The sequence below is a fragment of the Neobacillus terrae genome (genome assembly GCF_011393025.1).
In the GTDB taxonomy this organism is placed as follows: Bacteria; Bacillota; Bacilli; order Bacillales; family Cytobacillaceae; genus Neobacillus_A; species Neobacillus_A terrae.
Genome location: NZ_JAAOEO010000009.1, coordinates 155,889 through 181,746, shown reverse-complemented (window position 1 = coordinate 181,746; position 25,858 = coordinate 155,889). Strand labels below are relative to the sequence as shown.

The 25,858-nt window shown below is 38.8% G+C and carries 21 protein-coding genes and 1 riboswitch; of the genes, 14 read left to right on the top strand and 7 right to left on the bottom strand.

The annotated features are described in order from the left end of the window. The first annotated feature begins 281 nt into the window (after positions 1–281). Positions 282–602, top strand: coding sequence for an STAS domain-containing protein (locus tag G8761_RS14830; protein ID WP_166027991.1), 321 nt, complete (start codon positions 282–284; stop codon positions 600–602). A gap of 94 nt (positions 603–696) precedes the next feature. Here G8761_RS14830 and G8761_RS14825 read toward each other — a convergent pair whose 3' ends face one another. From G8761_RS14825 to G8761_RS14810, 4 genes are all read right to left on the bottom strand, one after another. Continuing rightward, positions 697–2,661, bottom strand: coding sequence for a bifunctional 2',3'-cyclic-nucleotide 2'-phosphodiesterase/3'-nucleotidase (locus G8761_RS14825; RefSeq protein ID WP_166027989.1), 1,965 nt, complete (start codon positions 2,659–2,661; stop codon positions 697–699). 417 nt (positions 2,662–3,078) lie between these two features. Then, positions 3,079–3,909: a MetQ/NlpA family ABC transporter substrate-binding protein gene (locus tag G8761_RS14820; protein WP_166027987.1), complete on the bottom strand. Its 831-nt coding sequence runs from the start codon at positions 3,907–3,909 to the stop codon at positions 3,079–3,081. A gap of 36 nt (positions 3,910–3,945) precedes the next feature. After that, positions 3,946–4,608 carry a methionine ABC transporter permease gene (locus tag G8761_RS14815; RefSeq protein ID WP_166027985.1) on the bottom strand — a complete coding sequence of 221 codons (663 nt, stop codon included), beginning with the start codon at positions 4,606–4,608 and terminating at the stop codon, positions 3,946–3,948. After that, the gene (locus G8761_RS14810) at positions 4,601–5,611 is read right to left on the bottom strand and encodes an ATP-binding cassette domain-containing protein (protein WP_166027983.1); all 1,011 of its coding nucleotides are present in this window, start codon (positions 5,609–5,611) and stop codon (positions 4,601–4,603) included. The genes G8761_RS14815 and G8761_RS14810 overlap by 8 nt, the downstream gene beginning before the upstream one ends. A gap of 73 nt (positions 5,612–5,684) precedes the next feature. After that, positions 5,685–5,789: riboswitch (SAM riboswitch) on the bottom strand. Between the two features lie 624 nt (positions 5,790–6,413). On the opposite strand from G8761_RS14810, the gene G8761_RS14805 reads away from it, so the two are divergent. Further along, positions 6,414–6,767, top strand: a complete 354-nt coding sequence (locus tag G8761_RS14805) for a hypothetical protein (protein ID WP_166027981.1) — start codon at positions 6,414–6,416, stop codon at positions 6,765–6,767. Here G8761_RS14805 and G8761_RS14800 read toward each other — a convergent pair. Continuing rightward, a complete protein-coding gene (locus G8761_RS14800; RefSeq protein ID WP_166027979.1) occupies positions 6,760–6,897 on the bottom strand; it encodes a hypothetical protein in 138 nt (45 codons plus the stop codon). The genes G8761_RS14805 and G8761_RS14800 overlap by 8 nt on opposite strands. Positions 6,898–7,430: 533 nt before the next feature. Between G8761_RS14800 and G8761_RS14795 the strand changes: the two genes are divergently transcribed. Further along, on the top strand, positions 7,431–7,772 hold the full coding sequence (locus G8761_RS14795; protein WP_166027977.1) for a cupin domain-containing protein: 342 nt from the start codon (positions 7,431–7,433) through the stop codon (positions 7,770–7,772). A gap of 735 nt (positions 7,773–8,507) precedes the next feature. Here G8761_RS14795 and G8761_RS14790 read toward each other — a convergent pair. Continuing rightward, positions 8,508–10,670: an MMPL family transporter gene (locus G8761_RS14790; RefSeq protein ID WP_166027975.1), complete on the bottom strand. Its 2,163-nt coding sequence runs from the start codon at positions 10,668–10,670 to the stop codon at positions 8,508–8,510. A gap of 123 nt (positions 10,671–10,793) precedes the next feature. Between G8761_RS14790 and G8761_RS14785 the strand changes: the two genes are divergently transcribed. From G8761_RS14785 to G8761_RS14770, 4 genes are all read left to right on the top strand, one after another. Next, on the top strand, positions 10,794–11,741 hold the full coding sequence (locus G8761_RS14785) for a sugar-binding transcriptional regulator (protein WP_275940708.1): 948 nt from the start codon (positions 10,794–10,796) through the stop codon (positions 11,739–11,741). A 137-nt stretch (positions 11,742–11,878) separates the two neighbouring features. Continuing rightward, positions 11,879–12,550 (top strand): deoxyribose-phosphate aldolase, encoded by a 672-nt coding sequence (deoC, locus tag G8761_RS14780; RefSeq protein WP_166027972.1) that lies wholly within the window; start codon positions 11,879–11,881, stop codon positions 12,548–12,550. Between the two features lie 22 nt (positions 12,551–12,572). Further along, positions 12,573–12,743 carry a XapX domain-containing protein gene (locus G8761_RS14775; RefSeq protein ID WP_166027970.1) on the top strand — a complete coding sequence of 57 codons (171 nt, stop codon included), beginning with the start codon at positions 12,573–12,575 and terminating at the stop codon, positions 12,741–12,743. A gap of 27 nt (positions 12,744–12,770) precedes the next feature. Continuing rightward, positions 12,771–13,178 carry a cytidine deaminase gene (locus tag G8761_RS14770; RefSeq protein ID WP_166027968.1) on the top strand — a complete coding sequence of 136 codons (408 nt, stop codon included), beginning with the start codon at positions 12,771–12,773 and terminating at the stop codon, positions 13,176–13,178. Positions 13,179–13,215: 37 nt separating this feature from the next. Here G8761_RS14770 and G8761_RS14765 read toward each other — a convergent pair whose 3' ends face one another. Next, complete coding sequence (locus G8761_RS14765; protein ID WP_166027966.1) at positions 13,216–13,827, bottom strand: DNA-3-methyladenine glycosylase; 612 nt, start codon at positions 13,825–13,827, stop codon at positions 13,216–13,218. A 109-nt stretch (positions 13,828–13,936) separates the two neighbouring features. On the opposite strand from G8761_RS14765, the gene proC reads away from it, so the two are divergent. The 7 genes from proC (at position 13,937) to G8761_RS14730 (ending at position 25,849) form a co-directional block, all read left to right on the top strand. Further along, a complete protein-coding gene (gene proC / locus G8761_RS14760) occupies positions 13,937–14,743 on the top strand; it encodes a pyrroline-5-carboxylate reductase (protein WP_166027964.1) in 807 nt (268 codons plus the stop codon). Between the two features lie 553 nt (positions 14,744–15,296). Further along, positions 15,297–16,910, top strand: a complete 1,614-nt coding sequence (locus G8761_RS14755; RefSeq protein ID WP_243450029.1) for a GGDEF domain-containing response regulator — start codon at positions 15,297–15,299, stop codon at positions 16,908–16,910. A 3-nt stretch (positions 16,911–16,913) separates the two neighbouring features. Next, a complete protein-coding gene (locus G8761_RS14750; protein WP_166027961.1) occupies positions 16,914–17,951 on the top strand; it encodes a HEAT repeat domain-containing protein in 1,038 nt (345 codons plus the stop codon). Positions 17,952–17,954: 3 nt separating this feature from the next. Continuing rightward, positions 17,955–19,367 (top strand): glycosyltransferase family 2 protein, encoded by a 1,413-nt coding sequence (locus G8761_RS14745; RefSeq protein ID WP_243450028.1) that lies wholly within the window; start codon positions 17,955–17,957, stop codon positions 19,365–19,367. After that, a complete protein-coding gene (locus G8761_RS14740; protein ID WP_166027959.1) occupies positions 19,364–22,612 on the top strand; it encodes a hypothetical protein in 3,249 nt (1,082 codons plus the stop codon). Before G8761_RS14745 ends, G8761_RS14740 begins: the two co-directional genes overlap by 4 nt. After that, a complete protein-coding gene (locus G8761_RS14735) occupies positions 22,609–22,977 on the top strand; it encodes a response regulator transcription factor (RefSeq protein ID WP_166027957.1) in 369 nt (122 codons plus the stop codon). Before G8761_RS14740 ends, G8761_RS14735 begins: the two co-directional genes overlap by 4 nt. Further along, positions 22,967–25,849, top strand: a complete 2,883-nt coding sequence (locus tag G8761_RS14730; RefSeq protein WP_166027955.1) for an ATP-binding protein — start codon at positions 22,967–22,969, stop codon at positions 25,847–25,849. The genes G8761_RS14735 and G8761_RS14730 overlap by 11 nt, the downstream gene beginning before the upstream one ends. Positions 25,850–25,858: the final 9 nt, after the last annotated feature.

Sequence of the window (25,858 nt, the reverse complement as noted above, 5' to 3'; positions counted from 1 at the left end):
AAAACATAGCAATATTTTATTTCTATCAATTGTATAAAAGGATAGAGGAGTTGTAAAGGGAAAACTAAATAAAGATAGCTGTTGCCTAAAGTAGCTCAACGAAATTATATTTAAATGATCACCAATTTAATTGAATTTAAATGGATAAAAAAACCATAAATAAGGTTAAAAATAAAAGCTTATGGTATAAAGGTATATGGAATGTAAAAAGATGATTCGTTTTTAAAGACCACAGCGGGGTAAATAAGAGCATTGGTTTTGGACAATGGGAGGATATCCATATGAGCGAAAAGCTGTTAGACATAGAGATAGATGAAAAGGGAAATTTAACAACAATCTTATTAACTGGAGAACTTGATGGGTCCATGATTCCTTATTTTCAGGAAAAATTAAATCCTTCCTTTCTTGCTGAAAAAGAGAATCTCCTCTTCGATTTTAGCGGTCTTAAATATATAGACAGTACAGGGCTAAGACAATTTATTTATCTAATTAAATTGAGGGCTGCAGGAAACAAAAATATCATAAAGGTTAAAAATGCCTCTCCAAAAATCACCCGTGTCTTTACCGTAACCGGAATTCATCACTTTCTTGAGCTTGTTTAAGATGCAGATAAGTGCCCATACCTAAGTGTGCTTTTTATTTTTGGAAAAAAAGAACCAGCATAAAGGATTAACTCCTTAGCAGGTTCTTTTTGAATTACTCACCGTTTTCCAAATTGATTAAATATCTGGCGAATCCCCCGCTGGAAGGACCAGCATAAGTAATATTTTTAGTTAGCTTTGCATATTTTTGAGCCTCGGGTGAAGATTCAAAAAAGGTGATTGCAAATCCTCTAACAGGTGATATTGCCCAGTTTTTATCTGCTGAAGGATTTATCCGTTTATTTTCCTTGATAAAATCAGTTAAAATCTGCCTCGTTTCGTAAGGAGCCTTTAGTATGACTTCTCCTTTGCTTACCCCTGGAAATGTTGTGCTTGACGCACGATAACTGTTAGCTGCGACAATAAATTTTTGATTAGGAGTAACAGGTTTTCCTTTATAAGTTAGGTTAATAATTCTGCTTGTATTAGGATTAATTAGCTTTTCAACAGCATCATACTTTGCTGGGCGAGTTACATCAATTTGATATTTTATACCGTCAATTACATCAAAATTATAGGAACGAAAATTCGGGTCAATTAGTAACTGTTCCTGGCGGCTGGAAGGATCGATTTTCCTAAATTGGCCTGCACTCATTTCCAGCCATTCCTTTAGCTGTCCTCCATTCACTAGAACTGCCTGAAGTGAGTTAGGATATAAATACAAATCCGCTATGTTTCTTATGGCGAGGGTACCCGCTGGAATATCTGTGTAATAGGATGGACCGCCACGTCCGCCAGCTTTAAAAGGAGCAGCAGCAGACAGAACAGGAATACCCGCATATTTAGTATAACTTGGTTCCCTCAATTTTTTAGTAAGATAATCAGTTTGGGCCATGTTTAAAAGCTGTACAGAAGGATCATCCTGGACAAGTGAAAAATAACTATGGATAGGCGTGGATGTTTCTCCAACAGGACTGTTTACATATTTAATTGTGGCAGTATGTTCAGGCTTAATTATCTTTAAAAGGGCTTCGTCAGTTTCCACAAGGGAATTCCCCATGTCATCTGCAATCTGTCTGGTAAATCCTTTGCCGGTCAGGATTTTCCACTTACCCTGCTTCTTCTCCAGTTTAAGGTCAATAATTCCAAGAGTATTTCCGAAAGAACCAGCCATTACTACGGGCTTGCCATTTATTGTTCCTGAGTTAAGGTCTACATTTGGTAAATCCTTATAAAGAGGGCCGGGGAAGATTCGGTGGGAATGCCCTGCAAAAATGGCATCGATGCCAGGTACGAATGTTAAGTAATAAGCGGCGTCTTCCATCCATGGTGTGTAAGGCTCTGCACTAATTCCTGTATGAGCAAGGGCTATGATAATATCAGCACCTGACTTTTTCATAGCAGGAATATATTTTTTGGCGGATTCAACAATAGACCTTGCCTCGACTTTCCCCTCAAGATTCGTTTTATCCCATTCCATGATTTGGGGAGGTACGAACCCAATTACACCGATGCGGAGGGTTCGTTTTTTGCCGCTGCTGTCTGTAACCTTTCTTTTTAGAATAGTATAAGGCTTAAAGTATGCTTTATTTTGTGATGCTTTATATACATTTGCATTAACCACTGGCATCTTTGCCCCTTTTAATGCGGTATTCAGGAAGTCAAGGCCGTAGTTAAACTCATGATTGCCAAGTGTGATCGCATCATACTTAAGGAAGTTAAAAGCCCGATAAACCGGATGTACTGCTCCAGTCTTAAGACCTTTTACTTTACCTATATAATCTCCTAGAGGGTTTCCCTGCAGGTTATCACCATTATCGAAGAGGAGAGAGTTACTGGCTTCTTTCCTGGCCTGTCTAATTAAGGTTGCCGTTTTAACAAGCCCAACCTTGTTATCTTCTTTGCTTTGGTAATAATTATAATTTGCTAAAGACACATGCAGGTCGGTGGTCTCCAAAAGTCTGAGATCAACAGAGAGATTTTGCTGAGCTGCCGATACAGAGGAAGTGGCCTGAAAGAGAGGGGAAATCAAAAATGGCAGCAGTGTTAGAAGGGCTAGGCCATGTTGAATTTTAACCAAAACAATAACCTCCTTATTGGTGAATTTTCATTTGATATAGTATCTGTAATAAAGATGAAAGTATGAAATATAGAAAAAGGACAAGGGGGATTATAACCGGATTTTAAAGTGAAAAGAGCAAATCCGGGCAATGAGGACTACAGTTTTTTTTAAAAGGGAATGGGATTAAGCGGCAAAAGCAGAAAGGCGACTGAAATCGTTATAGCAGTTAAACCTCTATTTCAGGAGAAGGGACTAGGACGAAAGGTAATGGAGGAAAATGTTCCTGGGGCGGATATTTGAGCTTAATTGCAGATGTCCCAGCTGACAGGCTTTTTTAAGCAATTCGGTTTTACTTATTGAGACAATAATCATGGGGAATGTACCCTAAATTTTAGCCTTAAAGGAAAAACCAGCGGAAGTCCGCTGGTTTTCATCTTACTTTTTCATCCATTCTGGTTTTCCAAAACCTTTGAATTCTTTATCAATCGTTGATTCAAATTCTTTTGATTCTACAGCTGCCTTAAGATCTTTTGCAAAGGAAGAATTTATGTCTTTAGTATTTACAACAATACGGTTACGGTAGTCATCTGGCATTTTTTCAAGCTGGAGAGCATCAAGCAGGTTCATTTTTGCCGCTAGTGCAAAGTTTCCTGGTACTGCAGCTGCATCAGTTCCATCTACTGAACGTGGAAGCTGGGCGGCTTCAATTGGTTTAAACTGAAGCTTTTTAGGATTTTCCTTAATATCTTTTTCTGAGACGGTTAATGGATTAACATTTTTATCAAGTGTTATTAGTTTAGCATCTTCCAGTATTCCTAATGCACGGGCAAGGTTACTAGGATCATTAGGAATAGCAATGGTGCTTCCTGAAGCAATGTCATCAAGTGATTTGTACTTCTTAGAATAAATACCCATTGGTGCTGTTGGCACTACTATTAGTTCGGAAAGTTTTAGGTTATGCTGCTTGGCAAAAGTCTCCATGTAAATTTTATGCTGAAATAAGTTTGCATCAAGGTCGCCTTTGCTAAGAGCAATGTTTGGCTGTACATAATCGCTGAATTCTACAATCTTAACATCGTACCCTTTTTCCTCAAGAACGGGCTTGATTGCTTTATTGACCATATCGCTGTATGGTCCGGCAGTTGCACCAATAGTAATTTGTTTTTTCTCTGAAGAATCCTTTGAAGTTGTTTTTTCAGTGTTACCGCAAGCAGCTGCAACACTAACTGATAACAATAAAATTACGGCTAATAAAATCTTTTTCACTTTATATTCCTCCCATGAAGATAAAATTATATATTTTTAGCGCTTATCTGTGATTCTGGCAATTTTATCACCCGCGAATTGAATAAGCTGGACTAAACAGATTAGTATAACAACCGTTGTTACCATAACGGTGTTGTCGTAACGATAATAACCAAAGCGGATAGCAAGGTCTCCGATACCGCCGCCCCCGATAATTCCTGCCATGGCGGAATATCCAACAAGGCTGATAGTAGTAAGTGTCAAACCCTGAATAATACCGGGACGCGCTTCCGGTATCAAGATGTCTTTTATAATCATCCAGGGGGTTGCCCCTACTGCCACAGCCGCTTCGATAATGCCTTTATTGATCTCTCTTAAAGAAGTTTCTACTATTCTTGAAAAAAATGGGATAGCTGCAACAGACAGGGAAACGCTTGCTGCTGTCGGACCAATTGTAGAACCTGTAATCAGATTTGTTAAAGGAAGCAGGGCAACAAGAAGAATGATAAACGGGATAGAGCGAATCATGTTGACCGTAAATCCCAAAATTGATTTCAAAGGACGATTTTCTAAAAATAAATCTTTGTCTGTTACGAAAAGGAGCACTCCTAGTGGTAGGCCGACAATAATGGCAATAGCAAGAGAGATAAGTACCATATAGATCGTTTCATAAAATGCTTTATTCAAATCGGGAAGCAAGTTAAAAAGACTATCAATCATTCTGTATCACCTCCAGGTTTTGGGTCCGATTTCTGAGATACTCTGCCGCCATGGCTATTTCTGTACTTTCTCCCTTTAGTTCCATGACAAAGATCCCTAGTGGAGTTCCCTGTATATACTCTATTTTTCCGTGAAGAATATTTCCTTTAACCTTGAATTTTTGAATCATGTCACTAACAACAGATTCTTCAGCAACGCTGCCCTGGAAGGTGATTTTTACAATTGTCCCAGTACTTTTTTTTAGAATGTGTTCAGGAAGGTCAAAATCCAGGACGCTGTTAATAAATGATCTTGTAAGTTCCTGTGTCGGTTTGGAAAAGACGTCATAAACACGGCCAATTTCAACAATTCTTCCATTTTCCATAACGGCGATTCTATCGCATATATCTTTAACTACTTCCATTTCATGTGTAATAAGAACAATCGTCAGACCCAGGTCGAGATTTATTTTTTTTAACAAGGATAGAATTGACTTTGTAGTACTTGGGTCTAAGGCAGAGGTAGCCTCGTCACACAGAAGAACTTTAGGATCATTGGCAAGAGCCCTGGCAATTCCGACCCTCTGTTTTTGGCCGCCGCTTAATTGGGAAGGGAATACATCTCTTTTATCAGAAAGGCCAACCAGTTCAAGAAGCTCGGTAACCTTTGATTCCATTTCCTTTTTTGTCTTCCCGGCAGCTTTTAGGGCAAATGCTATATTGTCAAACACAGTTTTCGATGAAACTAAATAGAAATGCTGAAATATCATTCCGATTTTCTGTCTGGCTTCACGCAGTTCTTTTTCCTTCAAATTTCCTAGGTTTGTCCCATCTACCTGCACATTTCCCGATGTTGGTTTTTCCAGGAGATTTAAGCAGCGTAGCAGTGAACTTTTACCGGCGCCACTGTACCCGACAATTCCAAAAATTTCACCGCGTTCAATGGTCAGGCTGACATCATTAACGCCAATAACGGTTCCTTTTTTGGTGGTGTATTCTTTTTTTAAATGCTCGACGCGGATCACTTTAATTTCCTCCCTTTTAAAATCAAAAAGCCTCTTTCATTCAGAAAGAGGCAAGCGAAAACATATGTTTAACGGCTTATCTCTCAGAATGATTACATTCTGCAGGAAGTGGCACCGTTCCATAATGGAGGTTGCCGGACGTCATAGGGCCTGATCCCTCAGTCTCTCTCGATAAGTGAATAGTATGTAATTTTTAACTATTACGTATATTAAATCTTTGTAATCCGATTGTCAATAAGGTTTTTTTACACTAAAGTATAAAAGCGCTTACAACACTGCCGTACCAAGAAGAAATTTTTTTATTGTTGATTTTTCCTTAATTTGCTTGAAGAAAAGGCGCGAGACTCCTCGGAAATTCTCAATTATGCTTTCGCAAAATTTCGTGCGATGTAAATTCCTGGATGCTTTCCTTGTGCTATCGCATTTCCTTCGTGCGTGGGCGATTTCAAGGGTGCTATTCAAGTTCCCGCAGGTGCATCGCGCCAAGGAGGAAGCGAGCGCCGGGTGCGGAAATCAACAGGCAAGATTAACAAAGCCCAAAAGAGAAAAAGAGAAGATATTCCTTCATGTTTTTAGCTATTTAAGATTATTTGCGCATCTTTACACATATAGCAATAGCTTTAAAAAACTGACAAAATTTTGTCAAAAACATTTGAAGAAAAAAAGAAATGAAACGCTTACAACCAAAATCCTCCTTTGGTTTTTTTATAATAGGGTTATAGAAAGGCGGAGGTGCATAATTAATATTACAACGATAATTGAATTGGAGAACCAGGAAGCTGAGATTCTGGCAGGGGCTAAAATGATTTTTGCACAGGAACAAATAAATCAAAATATAGTGGAAACTTGTGTAGAGGGATTCCATGCAAATGAAAAGAAGGAAGTCATTTCAAATGAGGAAGCTATGCAAAAGGTTTTTAACCGACTAAAGGAAGATGGTTATATTCCAAACAGTGTAGAAGATTTCTCCTTCCAAATGCCATCCTGCGAGCGCCTGAAAAAGAAAGAGTTAAATGAACAGGATATACCACAGAAGGTTATTTTATCGTATATGTACTTATTTGGAGCACAGCAGGATTGTCTCAGAGGAATCAATTCTGAAATCATTGAAAAAGGTGCTATCCGAAGACAAACATCATCTTTTGGAATTAAATAAACAGGCGTTCAGAAAAGGCACCATGATGGCAGCCGTCCTTTAAGGGACGGCTTTTTTTTTGATTGATAAGAAAGTATAAGGGTTTACCTATTAAATTGTCTAGTTCCAGCGCCCAGCGCCTAGTGTCCATCCCACTTCTCCCTACGATAAGTCAACAGCGAAATGCTTTGCATTTCGTGTATCCTTTATCTCAGTCAAAGTTGAGGCCCGCAGGACGCGGGTCAGAAAGGCGTTGCCACAGGACGTGGCGACTTAGCCTTTCTTCAAATGGCCATACGTCGCTAAACAGGCGTTTGCACTTTTCTTAAAGAGTGTTGGGTAATATCTTAGAGGTAATTATTTATTGATCCTCCCAAATTATTGATAGAAGATCAAAACTTAATGAAAGAGTTCTAAAACGCGTCGATAACCCAAAATTCAATGACAAAACCTGGCTTTTAATATTGATTAGTAATGTCTTTGTACAGACATTTGATAAAAAGGCAATTCTTGTGAATAGGAGGAATAGACTCATTGATAGGACCCAAAAAATAAAAAATGATTTCAGGTATTAAGTTTATCGCTTAAAAAGGAAATTTTTTAGACTTTAGTGATGCAGCTTACTTAATTGAAAATGATTATCACCTATACTAAAGACAGACGGAAGTTATAGGAGGTATAGTGATGGAAAAACAAACAGTAAAAGCCTACCAGGAATACAGCGAGGATAAATTTACAAAGCGAGTTATATATATAAAGGGAGAGAGCACTGCGTTCGTTCTTAATCTTCTCCCAGGACAAAAACTTCCTACCCATAAACATCCGGGCACTGAAGTTTATCTTTATACAGTATGCGGAAATGGTACATTTACTATTGATGGCTCGAGCATTGAAACAGCTGAGGCAGATTTGGTTCACTGCAGCGGGGAAGAAGAATTAGCTTTCGAAAACACAGGAAAAGAACCAGCAAGCTTATACGTAGTCCTTAATAAATTGCCAAGCGAGGCATATGCTAAAAATATATAAAAGAAAAAGCGGCCCACTGGCGCCGCTTTTTTGCATGGTAGTTTATTAATCAACTGTCTGAAAAATATCAATCAATTTGATTGCTTTATCACTCATTTCCGGAAACTTATCGATCATTTTGAGAATTTTATCACTCATTGCCAGAAACTTATCGATTATATCAACAAAACTCCCACTAGTAAGGGACTTACCTTATCAAAAGTCGAATCCCAGACTTCTAAAAAAGCCAGGCGTCCGCCTGGCCCTGGTAATTGAATCTTTATCAAGGTTATAGAACAAAAAGCCAAAAGCAAGTAACCTCATTTTTAGAAAAAGCCATACTTTCCAATTCTAAATCAATCATTTTGCTGTTAGTATCGATTAAGTTAATGACTTAATCCATCATTTCCGGCAACATATCAATCATTTTGATCTCTTTATCAATCATTTTGAGGAATTTACCATTAGAATCTCAATAAAACAAAAAGCCAGGCGTCCGCCTGGCCCTGGTAATTGAATCTTTATCAAGGTTATAGAACAAAAAGCTAGAAGCAAGAAACCTTATTTTTAGAAAAACCCGCACTTGCCAATTCAATATCGATCTTTTTGCTGTTAAAATCGATTAAGTTAATGACTTAATCCATCATTTCCGGCAACATATCAATCATTTTGATCTCTTTATCACTCATTTTGAGGAATTTACCATTAGAATCTCAATAAAACTAAAAAGCCAGGCGTCCGCCTGGCTTTGATTACTTAGTGTTTCATCGTCTTTTTATTTGTAAAACCAAAGAACCACCAGTTCCAGTCACCAAGAAGCTTCATCAGGGCAGGAACGAGAATAAGCCTAACGATGGTGGCATCAATAAAAATCGCAATGGCGATGCCGACTCCGAGCTGTTTGACAGGCATTACTCCCGTAAAAGCGAATGCCCCAGTAACAACAATCATAATCGCGGCGGCAGAGGTAATGATTTTACTTGTAGAAGTGAGTCCTTCTACTGTTGCCCTGCTGTTATCCCCCGTTTCCAAATAATACTCCTGAATACGTGATATTAAAAAGACTTCATAATCCATGGAGAGGCCAAAAACAAGACTAAAAACAAAAACTGGCAAAATCAGCGCAATGTCAGTTGGTTTCATTCCGAAATGGCCCAGCTGGTAAATCCAGACCACAATACCAAAGGTTGAACCCAGGCTTAATACGTTCATAACGATGGCCTTTATTGGTATTAAAATGGAACGGAAAGCAATCATTAAGATAACAAGAGTTGATAATAAAATCAAAATTAATCCGTAAGGAGCTTTTTGATAGATTTCATCAAATATTTCCTGCTCAAATTTAATTTGTCCTCCAAAGTGTGCCTTCACGCCTAAATCTTTATCTGACCATTCTCGAATCCAGGCACGTGCTTTTGAGGAGTGCTGGCCTGTTTTCAGGTACACATTTACGAGCATTTTATTATCTTTTATAAAAGCATTCATAACAGGGGCCAAACGCTGACGTCCCTGATTTGAGGACAGCATTTGTGATAACTGTTCAGGATCATTGATGCCTGAAACAGAATAAGGAGATTCCACAGCAGAAACTAGCGAATCTTTCTGAAGCTTGTTTATAGCCTTTTTTGTTTTCACAAGATTTCCTTTATCGGTGATTTTCCCTTTTGTCTCAAAAATGATTTCAACTTTTTTCTCATCTCGCTTATCCTTTGGAACAAATTCCTCCCTAAACGTTTCAATAGCAACCCTCGAAGGATACCCGGGAGGCAAAGAATCAGTACCTGGAATAGCAAGGACCATGTTTTTTATTGGTGTAAGCCCGGATAAAAGAATAAAAAGTGCACCGATGATCATAAGAACCGGCTTTTTCATAACAAAGTGTGCAAAGCGATACCATACTGTTGATTTTTTATCTTTTACCCGAAGAAGGCTTAGTTTATTAATTCTGTTGCCAAGAAGCGATAGGAGGGCGGGCAAAAAAGTAATGGCTGAAAGGGCTGAAACAAAGACAACAATCATTCCGCCAAGTGCTACGTTTTGAAAAATATCAATTTTTATAAATAGCAGACCGGCAAGCCCAATAAAAACACACATACCTGAAAAAATGATAGACCTTCCAGCAGTAGCAACAGTTGTTTTAACGGCATCAGCCACCGTTCCCTTTGTGAGCTCTTCTTTGTAACGATTTATAAAAAGAAGAGCAAAGTCTATGCTCAATGCAAGGCCGATCATGGGTATAATATTTAAAATAAAGATCGATAAATCTGATGTGTAGCTGAAAAAGTAAACAATCCCCATTGTAGTCAGGATGGAAACAATCCCAATGACAATCGGAATTCCTGCCGCAACAAGGCTTCCAAAGGCCAGTAAAAGCACTACTAAGGCGATGGGCAGGCCTATCATTTCTGCTTTGGTCAAGTCCTTCTGGCTGGCTTCATTTAAATCCTTCAATATAATTGGTTCACCCGTCATAGTTACTTTCAAACCTTTGCCATTGGCCAACCTATTATCCAAAGACTTTATTTCTTTACCAAGGCTGCCAGCATCTTTTGAAAAATTGATGAGACCATATGCATAGCTGTTCTTCATCATTCCTTCACGGTCAAGAGGACTTATTATTTTTTCGGCTCGATCGAAACCTTCCAGTTTATGAAAGGTTTTTTCAATATAATACCGCCATTGCTTATCTGAAACTGTTTTATCCCTTTCAAAAACAAGAATAATGGAGGACTTCGGATTGTTAAAATCTTTTTCTAGAATTTCCCTTGTCTCTTTATATGCTCCTTTATATTCAAATCCATTTCCGCTCAGTACGGACGGCAGCTTAAGGGCAAAAAATCCGAAACCGATGATAATCAGCAACCAGATAATTAGTACCACAGTTCTGTATTTATGAATAAACTCTCCCAATCGGTTCACCAATTAGCCTCCTGTTCAATCTGAAATTATGTTCAAGACTTTAATTGCAAATGTAAAAATAAATTGTTTCAGTGATCTTTTTTGCTAAAATAAAAATAAAATTAAAATAACGGGGTGATGCAGTTGGAAACGGATAAACTCAACAAGGTAATTGAAGCGGCCAAGCTATACTATTTATTAGATTACAATCAGAATGAAATTGCCAAGATGTTAGGTGTTTCTCGTCCGACAGTTTCCCGTTTTCTTCAAATGGCCAAAAGTGAAGGGATTGTCCAAATCAGTATTATGGATCCTACTGAAGATACAGCCAAGCTCGAACGCCTTTTGGAGGAAAAGTTCGGACTGAAAAAAGCGTTAGTAGCGTCAATTCCCCAATACGAAGATCATATCATAAAGAATTACCTTGGAGAAAAGGCTGCGGTCTACCTTAACGAAATTGTTAAGGATGGTGATATTATCGGGGTAACCTGGGGCACTACCCTTTACCATGTTGCCATAGAATTGAAACAAAAATTCGTAAAAGATGTAAAAGTTGTCCAATTAAAAGGCGGCGTCAGCCACGCAGAAACAAATACATACGCTTCGGAAATTCTCTATCTTTTCGGAAAAGCATTCAATACATCACCTCACTATTTGCCACTACCGGCAATTGTTGACCATGCCGTAGTCAAACAGGCGATGGAAGCGGACCGCCATATTCGAAGAATTCTTGACCTTGGCAGGGAATCAAATATCGCGATTTTCACCATTGGCCCTGTAAAGAAGGATTCTCTTTTATTCCAGTTGGGCTATTTTACCGATGAGGACCTTGAATCGCTCTACCCAAATGCTGTAGGTGACATTTGTTCCAGATTTTTTGATAAAAACGGAAATATATGCAATGAGAGCCTGAATGAAAGGACACTTGGCATTAATCTTGATGATTTAAAGAAAAAGGAAAAATCCATTCTTGTAGCTGGCGGGCCGAACAAGCTTGAAGGAATTTACGGGGCATTGAAAGGGAAATTTGCAAATGTACTGGTTACAGATCAATTTACGGCACAATTTTTACTTGATAAAAAGGACCAATAGGTATTTGTGAAGGACTTCTGAACTTATTTTACATTTGTTCATAAATGAGGTTACAAATGTTCATTTGTTTGGTATATTAGCTTTGATGAGATTTTAATAAATTTAATGATTTTATATATAGAAAGGATGAATAAGATATGACTGAAAATATTGCAGGCATGATCGACCATACATTACTGAAAGCAAATGCAACAGAAAGTGAAATTGTAAAACTAGCGGAGGAAGCTAAAAAGTATTCTTTTGCCTCTGTCTGTGTAAATCCGGCTTGGGTAAAAATAGCTGGTGAGGTTCTTGAGGGAACATCTGTAAAGGTTTGTACTGTTATTGGTTTCCCATTAGGAGCCTCTACTTCCGAAACTAAAGCATTTGAAACTGCAAATGCGATCGAAAACGGAGCAACAGAAGTAGATATGGTTATTAATATTGGTGCACTTAAGAGTCAAAATGACCAGCTTGTTGAGCAGGATATCCGTGCGGTAGTTGAAGCAGCAAAAGGAAAGGCATTAACAAAAGTTATTATTGAAACATGCCTTTTAACAGATGAAGAAAAGGTTCATGCATGTGAATTGGCTGTTAAAGCGGGGGCAGACTATGTAAAAACATCCACCGGTTTTTCAACAGGTGGAGCAACAGTGGAAGATATTCGCCTGATGCGCAAAACAGTAGGCCCGGAAATTGGTGTTAAAGCTTCAGGAGGAGTAAGAAGCAGAGAAGACGCCCTGGCCATGATTGAGGCAGGAGCAACCCGTATCGGTGCAAGCTCAGGTATTGCCATTGTAAATGGCGGAACATCTTCTGCTTCCTACTAAAAAGATAAAATGAGGTCTTCAGATGAGAGATATTCTTTTAGCATTAGTTGCAGGCATGATTGTTGGCATCTTGTTTAAATTTTTAAAGCTTCCATTACCGGCGCCACCTGTGTTTTCAGCAGTAGTGGGGATTTTTGGTATTTACTTTGGCGGAGTAGTTTTGGAGTGGGCGGTAAAGCTCTTCCATTCCTAGTAATACCCTATGGGGAGGATGAATGAAATGGATGAAAAAATGCTTATAGAAGAAGCAAAAAAAGCAAGGGAATTTGCTTATGTTCCTTATTCCAATTTCAAGGTTGGCGCGGCGCTGGTATCGAAAGATGGAAAAGTGTATCACGGCTGCAATATAGAAAATGCGGCATATCCCGTAACGAATTGCGGAGAACGGACGGCTATATTCAAGGCCATTTCTGAGGGAGTAACTGAGTTTGAAACACTTGCTGTTGTGGCTGACACTGAGCGGCCAGTACCTCCATGCGGAGCCTGCCGCCAGGTTATTGCAGAATTATGTCCTCCAGATATGGAAGTAGTCCTAACAAACCTTAAAGGTGATGTTCAAAAGGTACTTGTAAAAGACTTGCTCCCTGGAGCATTTTTACCGGCGGACCTTAAATCCTCAAAAGAATAAAATTTTAAAAGGGAGCCAATTTTGGCGCCCTTTTTCATTAGCCCTCTTTCTGATGTCTCGAAACATAAGGGTTTCCCGATATCCAAAAACGCCATGGATAATCTTTAGCATCACCTGAGTTTTCAATCCCGATTCTTTTTCCCTGAGAGATAGATTCAGGAGTGTACCCGTCAGAAATGAAAAGAGGGGGCTCCCAGAAAAGATGTCCATAGTCCTGCATAGTGATACCCAATGCTTTAGTCAGTTTACCGGGTCCATTCGTTAAATTTTTCATATTGTCAGTGCCGCGTCTTTCTATCATTAGTGGTAAGCCATAAACAGGTTCCACAGCCCTGATTAATACAGCCTCTGGTTTACCTATCGTTTCACAAACCACATTGACAAGGCAGTGTGTATGCATTAAATACGTATAAATACGTCCGGCTTCGGCAAACATAATTTCCGTTCTTTTAGTTCTCCGGTTCTCGTAGCTGTGTGCAGCCCGATCCACTGGACCTTTATAGGCTTCAGTCTCCACAATGTATCCAGCTGCAATTCCGTCCGGTGTTTCTTTTACCAGTAGGCATCCGAGAAGTGACTGGGCAAGCTCCAATGTAGGCTGATTGAAAAAATTCTTATCTATTGGTTTAAAATCTAAATGGTCGTTCAAAAAATCCCTCCTTACCTTACTAACATAGTGCTTCCCTTTCTATTTTCGTTTTAATCTTTTACCATAGTAGAAGAAGTTTATGTATTGATTAAAGAAAGGTTTTGATGAATTGAACAAAAAAATTGGTTTTATAGGATTTGGTAAGATGGCTCAGGCAATATCAAAAGGCATTCTTAAGTCGGAGAGTATATTGCCGGAAAATATTATGGCGAGTGCTAAAACAGAAGAAACTCTGCAAAAAATGAATCGTGATTACACAATACTGTCCTCACGTGATAATAGAGAAGTGGCCGCCTTTTCGGATCTTCTTATCCTGGCAGTAAAACCTGATTTACACCCTGCTATTATCAGGGAAATAAAGGATGAAGTAAAAGAAAATACAATAATTGTGACAATAGCTGCAGGGATTAGCTTAAATGATTTAAAGTCCCTTTTTGAAAGAAATATTAAAGCTGTCAGAACCATGCCAAATACCCCCTCGTTTATTGGGGAAGGAATGACAGTGCTTTGTCCAAACGAATGGGTTTCCGATGAGGATCTTAAAAGTGTACAGGCACTTTTTGAGTGCGTTGGTGAAACTGAAGTATTGGAAGAAAAATTAATGGACGCTGTTCCTGCAATAAGCGGATCTTCTCCTGCTTATGTTTACATGATGATCGAAGCAATGGCTGATGGCGGTGTCCGCCTAGGGATTCCAAGGGACAAAGCATACCGCCTTGCTTCACAGGCTGTATTAGGTGCTGCAAAAATGGTGCTGGAAAGTAGTACACATCCTGGTGAATTAAAAGACAATGTCTGTACTCCAGGAGGCGCAACAATTGAAGCAGTTGCCTCTTTAGAGAAAAATCACTTTCGGGGCACAGTACTTGATGCCATGGATAGCTGCTTTCAAAAAACTAAAGCTTTAGGCAACTAGTAAAATTAGAAAGTCCCTGATGGGGCTTTTTTATTTTGAATGCTTAAGTATCCAAACTTATATGAGAAAAAGTGTTTTGATCGCTATTAAACTTTTTCTGCTATTTAGATTTGGATTTGTAATATAGATTCCATGGGAGATTAGGGAATTTGCTGCATTTAGGTAGATCTTATGATGGGGTTTAAATCATAGGTCAGGACGGGTGAGACTCCTTCGGGAAAAGTAGACCAATGGAGACCTCGCAAGCGCACCTCACCCAGGAAGCTCTAGGTCTGCCAGAGGAAAGCGAGCGCATTTGTTACAGCAAAAGAAAGGGCAGTCTGGCTCTGCGGGAGGTTCTCAAGAGGGTCTTTCATTAAAGAGTGGAAATGAATGGGGAGTTTAAAAGTATATTAAAATAAACAAAAAGTTATATCCATAAATTTACATATAAAATAGAGAGTTTTACAGTATAAAAAGATTGTCACGGTTACCGCTTCCATAATACACTTGAAGTTACGAAGAAATGACAGTTTTCGATAAAAATTGACGATTCTTTAATGGGGTGCTGGGTATGGATTTTAATAAATATAAAAATATGCTCTTTAAAAAAATAAAAGATCAGATTTCCGCCTGGTTTGAAACCCAAGATCAGAAGCCAATAAGCAACCGAGATGTTTATCTTTTTTTACATTCAATTAAAGGGACATCCGGTACCCTTCAGTTGGGTGGGCTTTTTCAGGTTGCCTCCTGTTTGATGGATAAAATCGAGGAAGATTCTGAAAAGGATTGGCAGACCAGTGACCTGTGGGATTTCCTATATGAATTAATAAGCCTTGCATATGAATATGAAAATTTTGAAGAAAATGGGCAGGAAAATAAATATACCAACGAAGAGAATGCTCCGTTAATTCAAATTATTGATGATGACATCTCTATGCTTATTTTGCTGAAGGATGCCCTGGAGGAGCAGGGATGGATGGTTATCACAAGCACCAAACCTGAAAAGGCAATATCTCAATACTACGACTTTCATCCAGATTGTGTGCTCATTGATATTCATCTTCCTAATAAGAGTGGGTTTGAGGTAATTGAAAGGCTTCAAAAACAAAACGCACGCCAATTTGTCCCTTTTATCATGATGAGTATACTTAGTGACAGGGCCACAAGAATGAAAGCATTTAAACTCGGAGCAGACGATTTTGTGGAAAAGCCAATAGACATTGAAGAACTGTCAGTCAGGCTGGACCGTCATCTGCAGAGAAAGAGAATGTTTGACCAGTCGGCTTTAATGGATGATATGACTATGCTCTACAACCGCCAATTTTTTAGGACGGTTTTTGAAAGGAATATTAGCGAGCTTAAAAGAAACTCAAGCACTTTTAGTATCGCAGTATTAGATCTTGATCATTTTAAAAATATTAATGATACATTCGGCCATTTAGCTGGAGACCGGGTACTGACCTCGTTTGCTCAATTTTTAAAAGAACATACAAGAAATGCAGACAGTGTTTTCAGATATGGCGGCGAAGAGTTTGTTATTTTGTTTGAGAGGACAGAAAATCTAAGTGCCGTTGAGATTGTGAACCGAATTTTAGAAAAGTTTACCGATAAGATATTTGATGAAAAAGGACAGGATTTCAATGTAACTTTTTCCGCTGGGATATTTTCAGTAGATTCGGATTCCATCGCCTTGGAGACAGCTTTTCATGCTGCAGACCAGGCATTATATAAAGCAAAAGAAAAAGGAAGGGCAAGGGTTGAAAGTGCCAACCAATTCGATACAGATTTCTCCAAAAAGCCTTTATATATATCGGTCATCGATGATGACTCTATAATTCGAACCATGCTTAGAAAAATACTTGAGTCCATGGATTTCCAGTATTATGAATTGGATATAAAGGTTTTTGAGGATGGCCCCTCATTCTTTGAAACAAAACGTCTTGAAGAAAAGGGAGAACACTTCTTAATATTGGATGGAATTATGCCGGTAATGGACGGAATAGAGGTTTTGGATCAAGTTAAAAAGTCCAAACAGAATTCACACGTGCTGATGCTCACGGGAAGGAAGGGCGATTATGATATTGCAAGAGCGCTTAAACTGGGTGCGGATGATTATTTGACAAAGCCTTTTAGTATTACAGAACTGCAGGCAAGAATTCAGCGCCTAATTCAAAGGATGGAATAGTTTATGCTCACCAGTGAATTGTATGGTTTGACGCTTGCTGCTACAGGACTTTTATCTATTCTATTTATCCTTCTTTTTTATTTATTGGTCCGAAAAGCCTTTTCAATTAGGGAAAGAAATCAGATAGAAATAGAAAAAAAACAGTATGAGGAACCTATATTTACTTTTTTGGTCGATGGGCAGTTAAAAAGAGGAGTAACCCCCTCTACTTTTACACAAAAAAAAGCAGTTGAAGAGCTGCTTGCAAAGTTTGCTGGTTTATTAGAGGGAGAACAGGAGAAAAAACGCATTTTTGAACTCGCACAAATTCATTTAAGTGATTTCTATCGCATCCGATTAAAAAGCAGAAAGTGGAGCGACCGGATGAATGCGTTATTCCATATTGAAGATTTTAAAATTCGATCACTTGAAGGGAATATTATTTCTCTTTTTGAAAAGAAGAAGATAACAAGGGATGAAGCCATCCATGTCTTAAGGATTCTTGCCGCTTTCCAGTCAAAAGAAATTTACAGTCTGCTCTTAGACCGTTTTAATTCGTTATCAACCTATGAATATAGAAACATTTTAACCCGTTTGGACGAAAACCATTTTGATCAGTTTGTATTGGGCTTTAACAAGTGTGGGATTCCAATGCAAAGTGCCATTCTTGATGTAATGGGGACTGAAAGAAAATTAAAATATGTCTCTTTCATTGAAAGTGTGTTTAGGGCTTACTCAGGCGAAATTAAAATCAGAGCCTTAAAAACTCTTGGTGAAATAGGCTATGTAAAAGATATTGATCTCTATTTACCTCTTTGTAAATCTGCAAAATGGGAAGAAAGAATGATGGCAGCAAAATTAATTGGCGTTCTCCGTGAACGAAAGGGTATCCCCGATTTAAAAGCTCTTTTACATGATTCCAATTGGTGGGTACGTTCTCAGGCGGGACAATCTATAAAAAGCTTTTCGGATGGAGAAAAGGTTCTCCAGTCGATACTGGAAACATCTTCAGATACATTTGCACGGGATATGGCATGGGAATGGCTGCACAAAGGAGATTAAAAAATGGATGACTTGCAGTGGATGGAAATTGTTACATATTTTGGTTGGTTTATCGCTGTGTATATGGTCGTCGTCATTGCCTTTTATACTGTCATTCTCGTTATCTCGTCCTTCCAGCTTCGCAGGGAATACCAGCTGGACAGAACTAGGACATATGAGGATTATACAAATGAGATTTATACGAAGCCAGTTTCAATAATTGTTCCCGCCTACAATGAGGAGGCGGGAATTGTTCAAAGTGTAAGATCTCTGCTCAGTATAAATTATCCCGTTTATGAAATAGTAGTTGTAAATGACGGTTCTAAAGACAACACGGTAAAAAAGGTTATCGAGCAATATGATATGAAAGAAATACAAAAAGTAGTCAGACGGCAGGTTGATTCCAAACCAATAAAAAAGATTTATCAATCTCAGATTCTGCCGAATCTTTTCCTAATAGATAAAGAGAATGGCGGAAAGGCAGATGCTCTTAATGCTGGTTTGAATTTTTCCCATTATCCTTATTTCTGTTCCCTCGACGGAGATTCCGTACTAGAGAGTGATGCATTCTTGAAGGTTATGAAACCCATTATAGACAGCAATGAGGATGTCATTGCATCCGGGGGAAGTGTAAGGATTGCTAATGGCTGTGACATCCGCAATGGCAATATCCTGAAAATAGGATTATCGGACAAGCCAATAGTTATTATGCAAATAATTGAATATCTCCGTGCATTTCTAATGGGAAGAATCGGTTTAAGCAGGCATAACCTTCTTCTGATTATTTCTGGAGCTTTTGGCGTTTTCTCCAAGTATTGGGTGGTAGAAGCAGGCGGCTATAAGACAGATACTGTTGGTGAAGATATGGAGCTGGTTGTCCGGCTTCACAGCCTTCTAAAGGAAAGAGGACTTAAAAAGAAAATTGTATATGTCCCAGATCCAGTATGCTGGACAGAGGTGCCGGAGGATTTCACCTTTTTACGAAAGCAAAGACGGCGCTGGCACCGCGGCTTGTTTGAAAGCTTATGGACACATAGAAAAATGCTGTTTAATCCTAAGTATGGAGCAATCGGCTTTATCTCCTTTCCATACTTTTGGATTGTAGAATTTTTTGGCCCCATCGTGGAATTGGCAGGATATTTATTTATTATCCTGTGTTTATTTCTTGGCGGAATCTATATTGAGTTTGCCATTCTGATTTTTCTTCTTTCCTTATTCTATGGCTCATTATTTTCTATGGCGGCTGTTCTTCTAGAAGAGTGGAGCCTCACAAAGTATCCTAAGGTGTCTGATATTATAAAGCTATTTCTCTATTCGTTGACTGAAACCTTATGGTATAGACCACTGACTGTTCTGTGGCGGTGCGAAGGAATCTGGCAAATGATAAAAGGCGACAAGAGCTGGGGAGAAATGAAAAGAAAAGGTGTATCGCAATGAAAAAAAAAACCTACTTATTTATTTACATATTTGTCCTCATGGCTCTCATAACAAGTCCCTTTTGGCTTTGGCAAATCCAGCATTCAAAAAAGCTGAACGTACTTATAGTAGACAAGACGGTTCCGGATAAAACGTACCGGGAGCATAAAGGATTAGTCTGGGTCCTTAATAACGGAAAGTATGTTAAGGATGATCAAAAAGGATACCTTGTCGATTCTGATTATCGGGGCTTTAAGCCAGAGGAAGGAAATAAATACAAGATAAATGGGCTGCCAAAAAATTTAAATAAATATGATGTTATTTATCTTACAGACCAATATGGAGTGTACAGAAATGAATTCCTCGGCCAGAACCAGAAAGGAAACAGGTCGCAAAGCCTCTATGGGGGCCTTAAAATGCCTGAAGTCGAAAAGATTGAAAAGACATTGGTCCAGACTCCCGGCAAAACCCTGGTGGCAGAATTCAATACTTTTGGAAGCCCTACAAAAGAAAATGTTAGAACAAAAATTTCCAACCTGTTTAATTTAGATTGGAGCGGCTGGATTGGAAGATATTTTACGGATCTTAATGGTCCTGAGGTTCCTGTTTGGGTAAAAGATGATTACCAAAAACAAAAGAAGTGGAATTTTTCTGGGGGCGGCTTTGTTTTTGTAAATCAAAATGATTTTGTTGTAGTAATAGATGAAAAGGAACTAACGGAAGAGGGAGCCCTTTTTAGTCTGACAAGAGCAGGGGAAAAGCGATTTAATCAGGAGTTAAAGGCCAATTACAAGTACTGGTTTGACATCAATGAAGCCAGGGATAAAGACGGAATTCTCGCAAACTATCAGCTTCCGGTTACCTCCAAAGGTAAAGAAGCCTTAGACAGATATGGGATTCCTTCTCATTTTCCTGCCATCATTTCCACTCAAAATGTAAAATACACCTCTTATTATTTTGCAGGTGACTTTGCTGATGAAGCAGAGGTACCTGGAATTTATCAGACGAAAGGCCTGGATGTATGGAAAAAACATTTTGCCGCAGGCGATTCTTTTTACTGGAAGTCCTATGTACCGATAATGAAGGAACTGCTGGCTAATGGTCTGCATCATAAGGTGAATCAGGAAAAAGTTGAGGTAACAGAGGACTCCGGAATCAATATAAACAGCCGTACAGGAAAGGAATATATTCAAATTCAAAAGGATGGTAAATGGAAGGATTTTTTAATAAAGGGCGTTAATATTGGGATGGGAAAACCGGGATACTTTCCTGGCGAAACAGCTATCCCGAAAGATGAGTACCTTCGCTGGTTCCAGCAAATTGGCCGGATGAATGCAAATGCTATTAGGATTTATACACTCCATCCGCCAGCATTTTACGAAGCCTTCTATGAATATAACCAAACGGCAAAGAAGCCACTTTTCCTCTTCCATGGTTCATGGGTTAACGAAGAAGGGCTTGTAAAATCACAAAATGCTTTTGCCAAGGAAAATATTGATGATTCTCGGACAGAAATTAGAAATATGATTAATATTATTCATGGAAATGCCCAGCTGGAAGAGCGGAGAGGACATGCCTCAGGGACTTACAAATACGATATTTCTAAATATGTCCTTGGTTTTATTGTTGGTATCGAGTGGGACCCACAGATGGTTTCCAGTACTAATACTGCAAACAGGCAAATAGGCCAATATAGCGGACAGTTTTTTAAAACGGAAAAAGCATCTCCGTTTGAGAGCTGGCTTGCCCAGAACATGGATTATGCGGCCAAGTATGAAAGTGAAAATTACCATTGGCAGCATTCCATGAGCTTTGCAAATTGGCCTACAACTGATTTGCTAAAGCATCCATCTGAACCTTTGGCCACTGAAGATATGGTTTCAGTAAATCCAAATCACATTGCAGCAACGAAGGATTTCCATTCTGGATTATTTGCTTCGTACCATATTTATCCGTATTATCCTGACTTTTTAAATCTTGAAAAATCATATACAGAATATGTAGGTTCAAATGGGAAAAAGAGTGCGTACGCAGGATATCTTCATGATTTGATCGAAAGTCATAATATGCCTGTGCTTGTTGCGGAATTTGGGGTTCCAGGTTCCCGTGGTCTGACTCACAAGAACCAGTTTGGCTTTAACCAGGGCTTCCATTCCGAAGAAGAACAGGGAGAAATTGATAAAAAGCTTTATCAATCAATCGTATCTGAAGGATTTGCGGGAGGCATGGTATTTACCTGGCAGGACGAATGGTTTAAGAGGACATGGAATACCATGGATATCGATAATCCGGATAGGAGGCCATACTGGACGAATCAGCAAACGAACGAGCAGCACTTTGGGCTATTGGGATTTGAGCCGGGAAGAAAGGATAAAGCCATTTTGGTTGATGGGGAATCAGGAGACTGGGAAAAAGCAAGTGCTAAAGTTATTTATCAATCCAAAAACAAAAAGGGCAGCTTAAAAACGGTTAGCTTAGCATCAGACTCAGGTTATTTATACTTTCTGCTAACCTATAATTCTCCTGTTCAGTACCCTGAGGATGAAACAGATATTCTCCTGGATACGAAGACAAATCAGGGCCAAACGAGCATCCCTTTAAAGAACGGTACAAAACTTAAAACAGACTTCGGAGTGGATTATGATATTAAGTTAAATGGGCCTAAAGAGTCGAGGGTTATGGTAGACAGCTACTACGATAGTTTCTATTATCAATACGGGCAAATTCTAAAGATGATTCCTTTAAAATCGTACGCCGGACAAAAAAACAATGGAATTTTTCATCCTATTAGGCTTGCCTTAAATAAACAATTAAAGATACCGAGTACTGGACAGATCATTCCTTTCCAGGATTATGAAACAGGTGTCTTAAAATATGGTGATGCCAATCCGCTTCATAAAGATTTTAATTCCTTAACCGATATAAGCATTAGTAAGGATAAAAAGACGGTTGAAGGCAGGATTCCATGGCAGCTGCTAAACGTAAAAGACCCAAGCTTAAAGGAAGTAATGGGCGATTTATGGACAAGCGGGCTAAAAGGTACAGAGACCATTAAAGGTATAAGGATTGCCGTAGCCGAGACAAAGAATGGCAAGGTTCAGATGTCCTTTCCTTCTTTAAAAAATAACCTCCTTTTGCAAGAAGATACCTATTTGTATTCATGGGATGATTGGAATGAGCCGTCTTATTATGAACGCCTAAAAAAGTCATATGATGTTATGGCGAAAACATATAAAACAAGCAGAATTGGGGAAGGCGCTAAATGAAGAGGATTTTATTGGCAGAGGACGAGGAAATTTTAAGAATGCTGGTTACAGACACACTTGAAGATGAGGACTACGAAGTTGATGAGGCAGAGGATGGACAGCAGGCTCTCGAACTGGCAAGTAGGAATCATTATGACTTAATCATTCTTGATTACATGATGCCTATGCTGACCGGTCTTGAGGTAATTGAAGCTATAAGAACCAAGTTAAATAATAAGAGTGTCAAAATCTTAATGCTTTCCGCTAAAAGTCAGAGTTATGAACAAGAGAAGATCATTCAGGCCGGGGCCGATTATTTCATGGCAAAGCCGTTCAGCCCCCTTCAGCTATTGGAGAAGGTAAAGGGAATAGTAAATGAGTATTAATATGAAATTTAAAAACAGTTTATCGAGGCAGTTTATCTTTTTAATGGGGACTTTTATCCTTGCGTTTACTATTGGTGCAGCAGTGTTATTATCTTTACTTCACTTCCTAAACAGCAGTTTTTCCGAACAACGAACGGAGTTAAAGGAAAAAGAACGGGTTGTTCAGGCAATTGATAAGGATTTTAATAAAGCCTTTTTTGATGCCAGGGGCTATTTAGCTCTTGGCAATAAAAATTTAAAAACAAGCGCATTAGCCCAGGAAGGAAAAATTAGGATACTAAATAAAAAGCTTGAAAAGCTTGATCCATCTAAGGAAAACAGAAAGCTTATCAGTGATATAGATTCTTTCCGACATTACTATTTCGACCAGACCTTGCCTGAAGCATTCGGTAACTATGAGAATGGTAAAATGGATCTTGTTATTCAAACTGCCAATACTCAGGCAACATCAAGAGTAAACGAGTTTCAGCATCTATTAAGCAATTATATAGATACTTCAGAAAAAAAATTAGAGCAGAATTTTAAGTATTTAGTAAAAATGCAAACCTATGTCCAAATCGGATTTATTGTATTTATTTTAGGTATTCTTCTTTTATTGCTTAGAATAATCAGGATCATGCTGAGAAACGTTGGTCAGCCTCTATCTTTGCTGACAAAAGCAGCCTACGACATTGCAGAAGGACAGATTTCTTCCCCTATTATTGGATCAGACCGCAAGGATGAGATTGGGCTTTTGTCTAATGCATTCCGGACCATGGCGCGTAAGGTACAGGAAAAAGAAGAGGATTTGATGGCTCATAATGAAGAACTAATGGCACAGCAGGACGAACTCCAGGCCCAGCAATATGAATTAGAAACAGCACTTGAAATACGAAAGCAAAATGAGGAAAAGCTAAAGAACAGAAATCAACTCACGAATTTAATCTCCAACTCACTTGATAAGCAAGTCGTTTTAGATAGTATTGTACACACTATGTGTAAAATCATTGGTGCTGATAGAGGAATTATTGCTCTTTATAACGATAAATCCAGTGCATCTCATGGCATCTCAAAAAAGGGTGAGGAGCAGTTTCTCATCCATATGGAATCTGGCTTATATGAAAAACTATCTTTCGAAAAAAAGCCTTTTGCTATTAGAAGAGAACTTGATTTGGCTGAAAAGGGATTTCATGATGGAATTTTATATGGACATGATTTGTATTTGCCCATTTTTTCATCTGACACACACATTTCAGCGGTAATGGTGTTTACCCGCTATGGTTCACCATTCCAGGAATCCGATTTAGGAGAGTATATGGCTTTGGCCAAAAATATCGGTATCTCTCTTGATAAGATTTCGCTATTTGAGAGATCAGAAGAAGAGAGAAAAAGGAATCAGGACATCCTGGACACTGTAAAGGAAGGGATACAGCTCGTTACAATTGATGGAAGGATTCTCCAAGTAAATGATCAATTCTGTGAAATATTTAATGAGGCTGAATTACCTCTGGTTGGAAAACCCTTTAGTGTCTGGAGTAGGGAATTAGCAGAATTCGTGGAGGAAGAAGATTTCCCTGACTTTCTTAAAAAAACTGTACAGTTCAACGACCCAGCAGTAAAGGTAGAAAAAGCTTTCATCTATAGATTTAAGTCCAATAGCCGAATTATAAAAGTTTATAGTGAGGATTTATACAGGGGCAATGAAAAGCTGGGTACTGTTTTCGTACATAGGGATATTACAAAAGAATATGAAGTGGACCAAATTAAGTCGGAATTTGTTAGTACTGTAAGCCATGAGTTGCGTACTCCGTTGGCTAGCATCCTTGGTTTTACCGAATTAATGCTTAATCGGGAGCTGAAACCGGAACGGCAAAAGAAATATCTTGCTACCATTCTTAGCGAAGCTGTACGCTTAACCTCTCTCATTAATGATTTTCTTGATGTTCAAAGAATGGAGGCAGGAAAGCAGGCTTATGACAAGAAATATATTGAGCTTCTTCCTATTCTTAATACAGTTATTGAACTCCAAAAGGTTAATACTTCAAAGCACGAGATTATTCTTGATTCCTGTCCCGAAAACCCAATGATTTTGGGTGACAAGGCTAAGGTCGAACAGGTATTCACGAATCTAATTAGCAATGCGATAAAGTATTCGCCGGAGGGAGGGCCGATTAAGATTCAGGTTCACCACTCAGGCGGCTGTTTAAATGTTGATGTAGCAGATAAAGGGATGGGTATCCCTAAAGATGCAATGGATAAACTGTTTACGAAGTTTTATCGAGTTGATAATACGGACCAAAAACGAATTGGGGGAACGGGACTTGGGCTTGCCATTGTCCAGGAAATTATGAAAGCCCACGATGGTTCTGTAACAGTGGAATCGGAATATGGAAAAGGCAGTACATTTACTGCAAGTTTTCCTGCCGTCGAAAGTACAGCAGATCCTCACGAACAAGATAAGACGGCTAGTTCCGGAAGCGGTTATAGCATAATGGTTGTAGAGGATGATACAAGCCTTGTCCGGCTAATTAGACAAGAGTTAAAGGACAGCGGCTTTAATGTAATTGCTTTTAAGAAGGCTAGTGAGGCATTAGAGTATCTGAACATAAATACGCCAGATGCAATTGTCCTGGATATCCTCCTTGAAGATGCAGAAACCGATGGCTGGGAGTTTATGAAAACAGTAAAGAAGAGAGATAACCTGGCGCAAATCCCTATTATTGTTTCATCCGCACTGGAAGAAAAAGAAAAGGGGTTTTCGCTTGGGGCAATGGATTACTTAATAAAGCCATACAAACCAAGCCAGTTATCCCGTACGATAATGCAAACTTTACTTAAAATAGGCAAGGTTGGCCAAATACTTGTGCCTGAGAAAGAAGACTCTCGAACCTAAGAGTTTATT

Excerpts from the sequence above, each read along its gene's own strand:
- G8761_RS14830 (WP_166027991.1), top strand. The coding sequence starts at position 282 with ATGAGCGAAAAGCTGTTAGACATAGAGATAGATGAAAAGGGAAATTTA.
- G8761_RS14815 (WP_166027985.1), bottom strand. The coding sequence starts at position 4,608 with ATGATTGATAGTCTTTTTAACTTGCTTCCCGATTTGAATAAAGCATTT.
- G8761_RS14805 (WP_166027981.1), top strand. The coding sequence starts at position 6,414 with ATGATTTTTGCACAGGAACAAATAAATCAAAATATAGTGGAAACTTGT.
- G8761_RS14800 (WP_166027979.1), bottom strand. The coding sequence starts at position 6,897 with ATGGACACTAGGCGCTGGGCGCTGGAACTAGACAATTTAATAGGTAAA.
- G8761_RS14795 (WP_166027977.1), top strand. The coding sequence starts at position 7,431 with ATGGAAAAACAAACAGTAAAAGCCTACCAGGAATACAGCGAGGATAAA.
- deoC (WP_166027972.1), top strand. The coding sequence starts at position 11,879 with ATGACTGAAAATATTGCAGGCATGATCGACCATACATTACTGAAAGCA.
- G8761_RS14775 (WP_166027970.1), top strand. The coding sequence starts at position 12,573 with ATGAGAGATATTCTTTTAGCATTAGTTGCAGGCATGATTGTTGGCATC.
- G8761_RS14770 (WP_166027968.1), top strand. The coding sequence starts at position 12,771 with ATGGATGAAAAAATGCTTATAGAAGAAGCAAAAAAAGCAAGGGAATTT.
- G8761_RS14755 (WP_243450029.1), top strand. The coding sequence starts at position 15,297 with ATGGATTTTAATAAATATAAAAATATGCTCTTTAAAAAAATAAAAGAT.
- G8761_RS14750 (WP_166027961.1), top strand. The coding sequence starts at position 16,914 with ATGCTCACCAGTGAATTGTATGGTTTGACGCTTGCTGCTACAGGACTT.
- G8761_RS14745 (WP_243450028.1), top strand. The coding sequence starts at position 17,955 with ATGGATGACTTGCAGTGGATGGAAATTGTTACATATTTTGGTTGGTTT.
- G8761_RS14740 (WP_166027959.1), top strand. The coding sequence starts at position 19,364 with ATGAAAAAAAAAACCTACTTATTTATTTACATATTTGTCCTCATGGCT.
- G8761_RS14735 (WP_166027957.1), top strand. The coding sequence starts at position 22,609 with ATGAAGAGGATTTTATTGGCAGAGGACGAGGAAATTTTAAGAATGCTG.
- G8761_RS14730 (WP_166027955.1), top strand. The coding sequence starts at position 22,967 with ATGAGTATTAATATGAAATTTAAAAACAGTTTATCGAGGCAGTTTATC.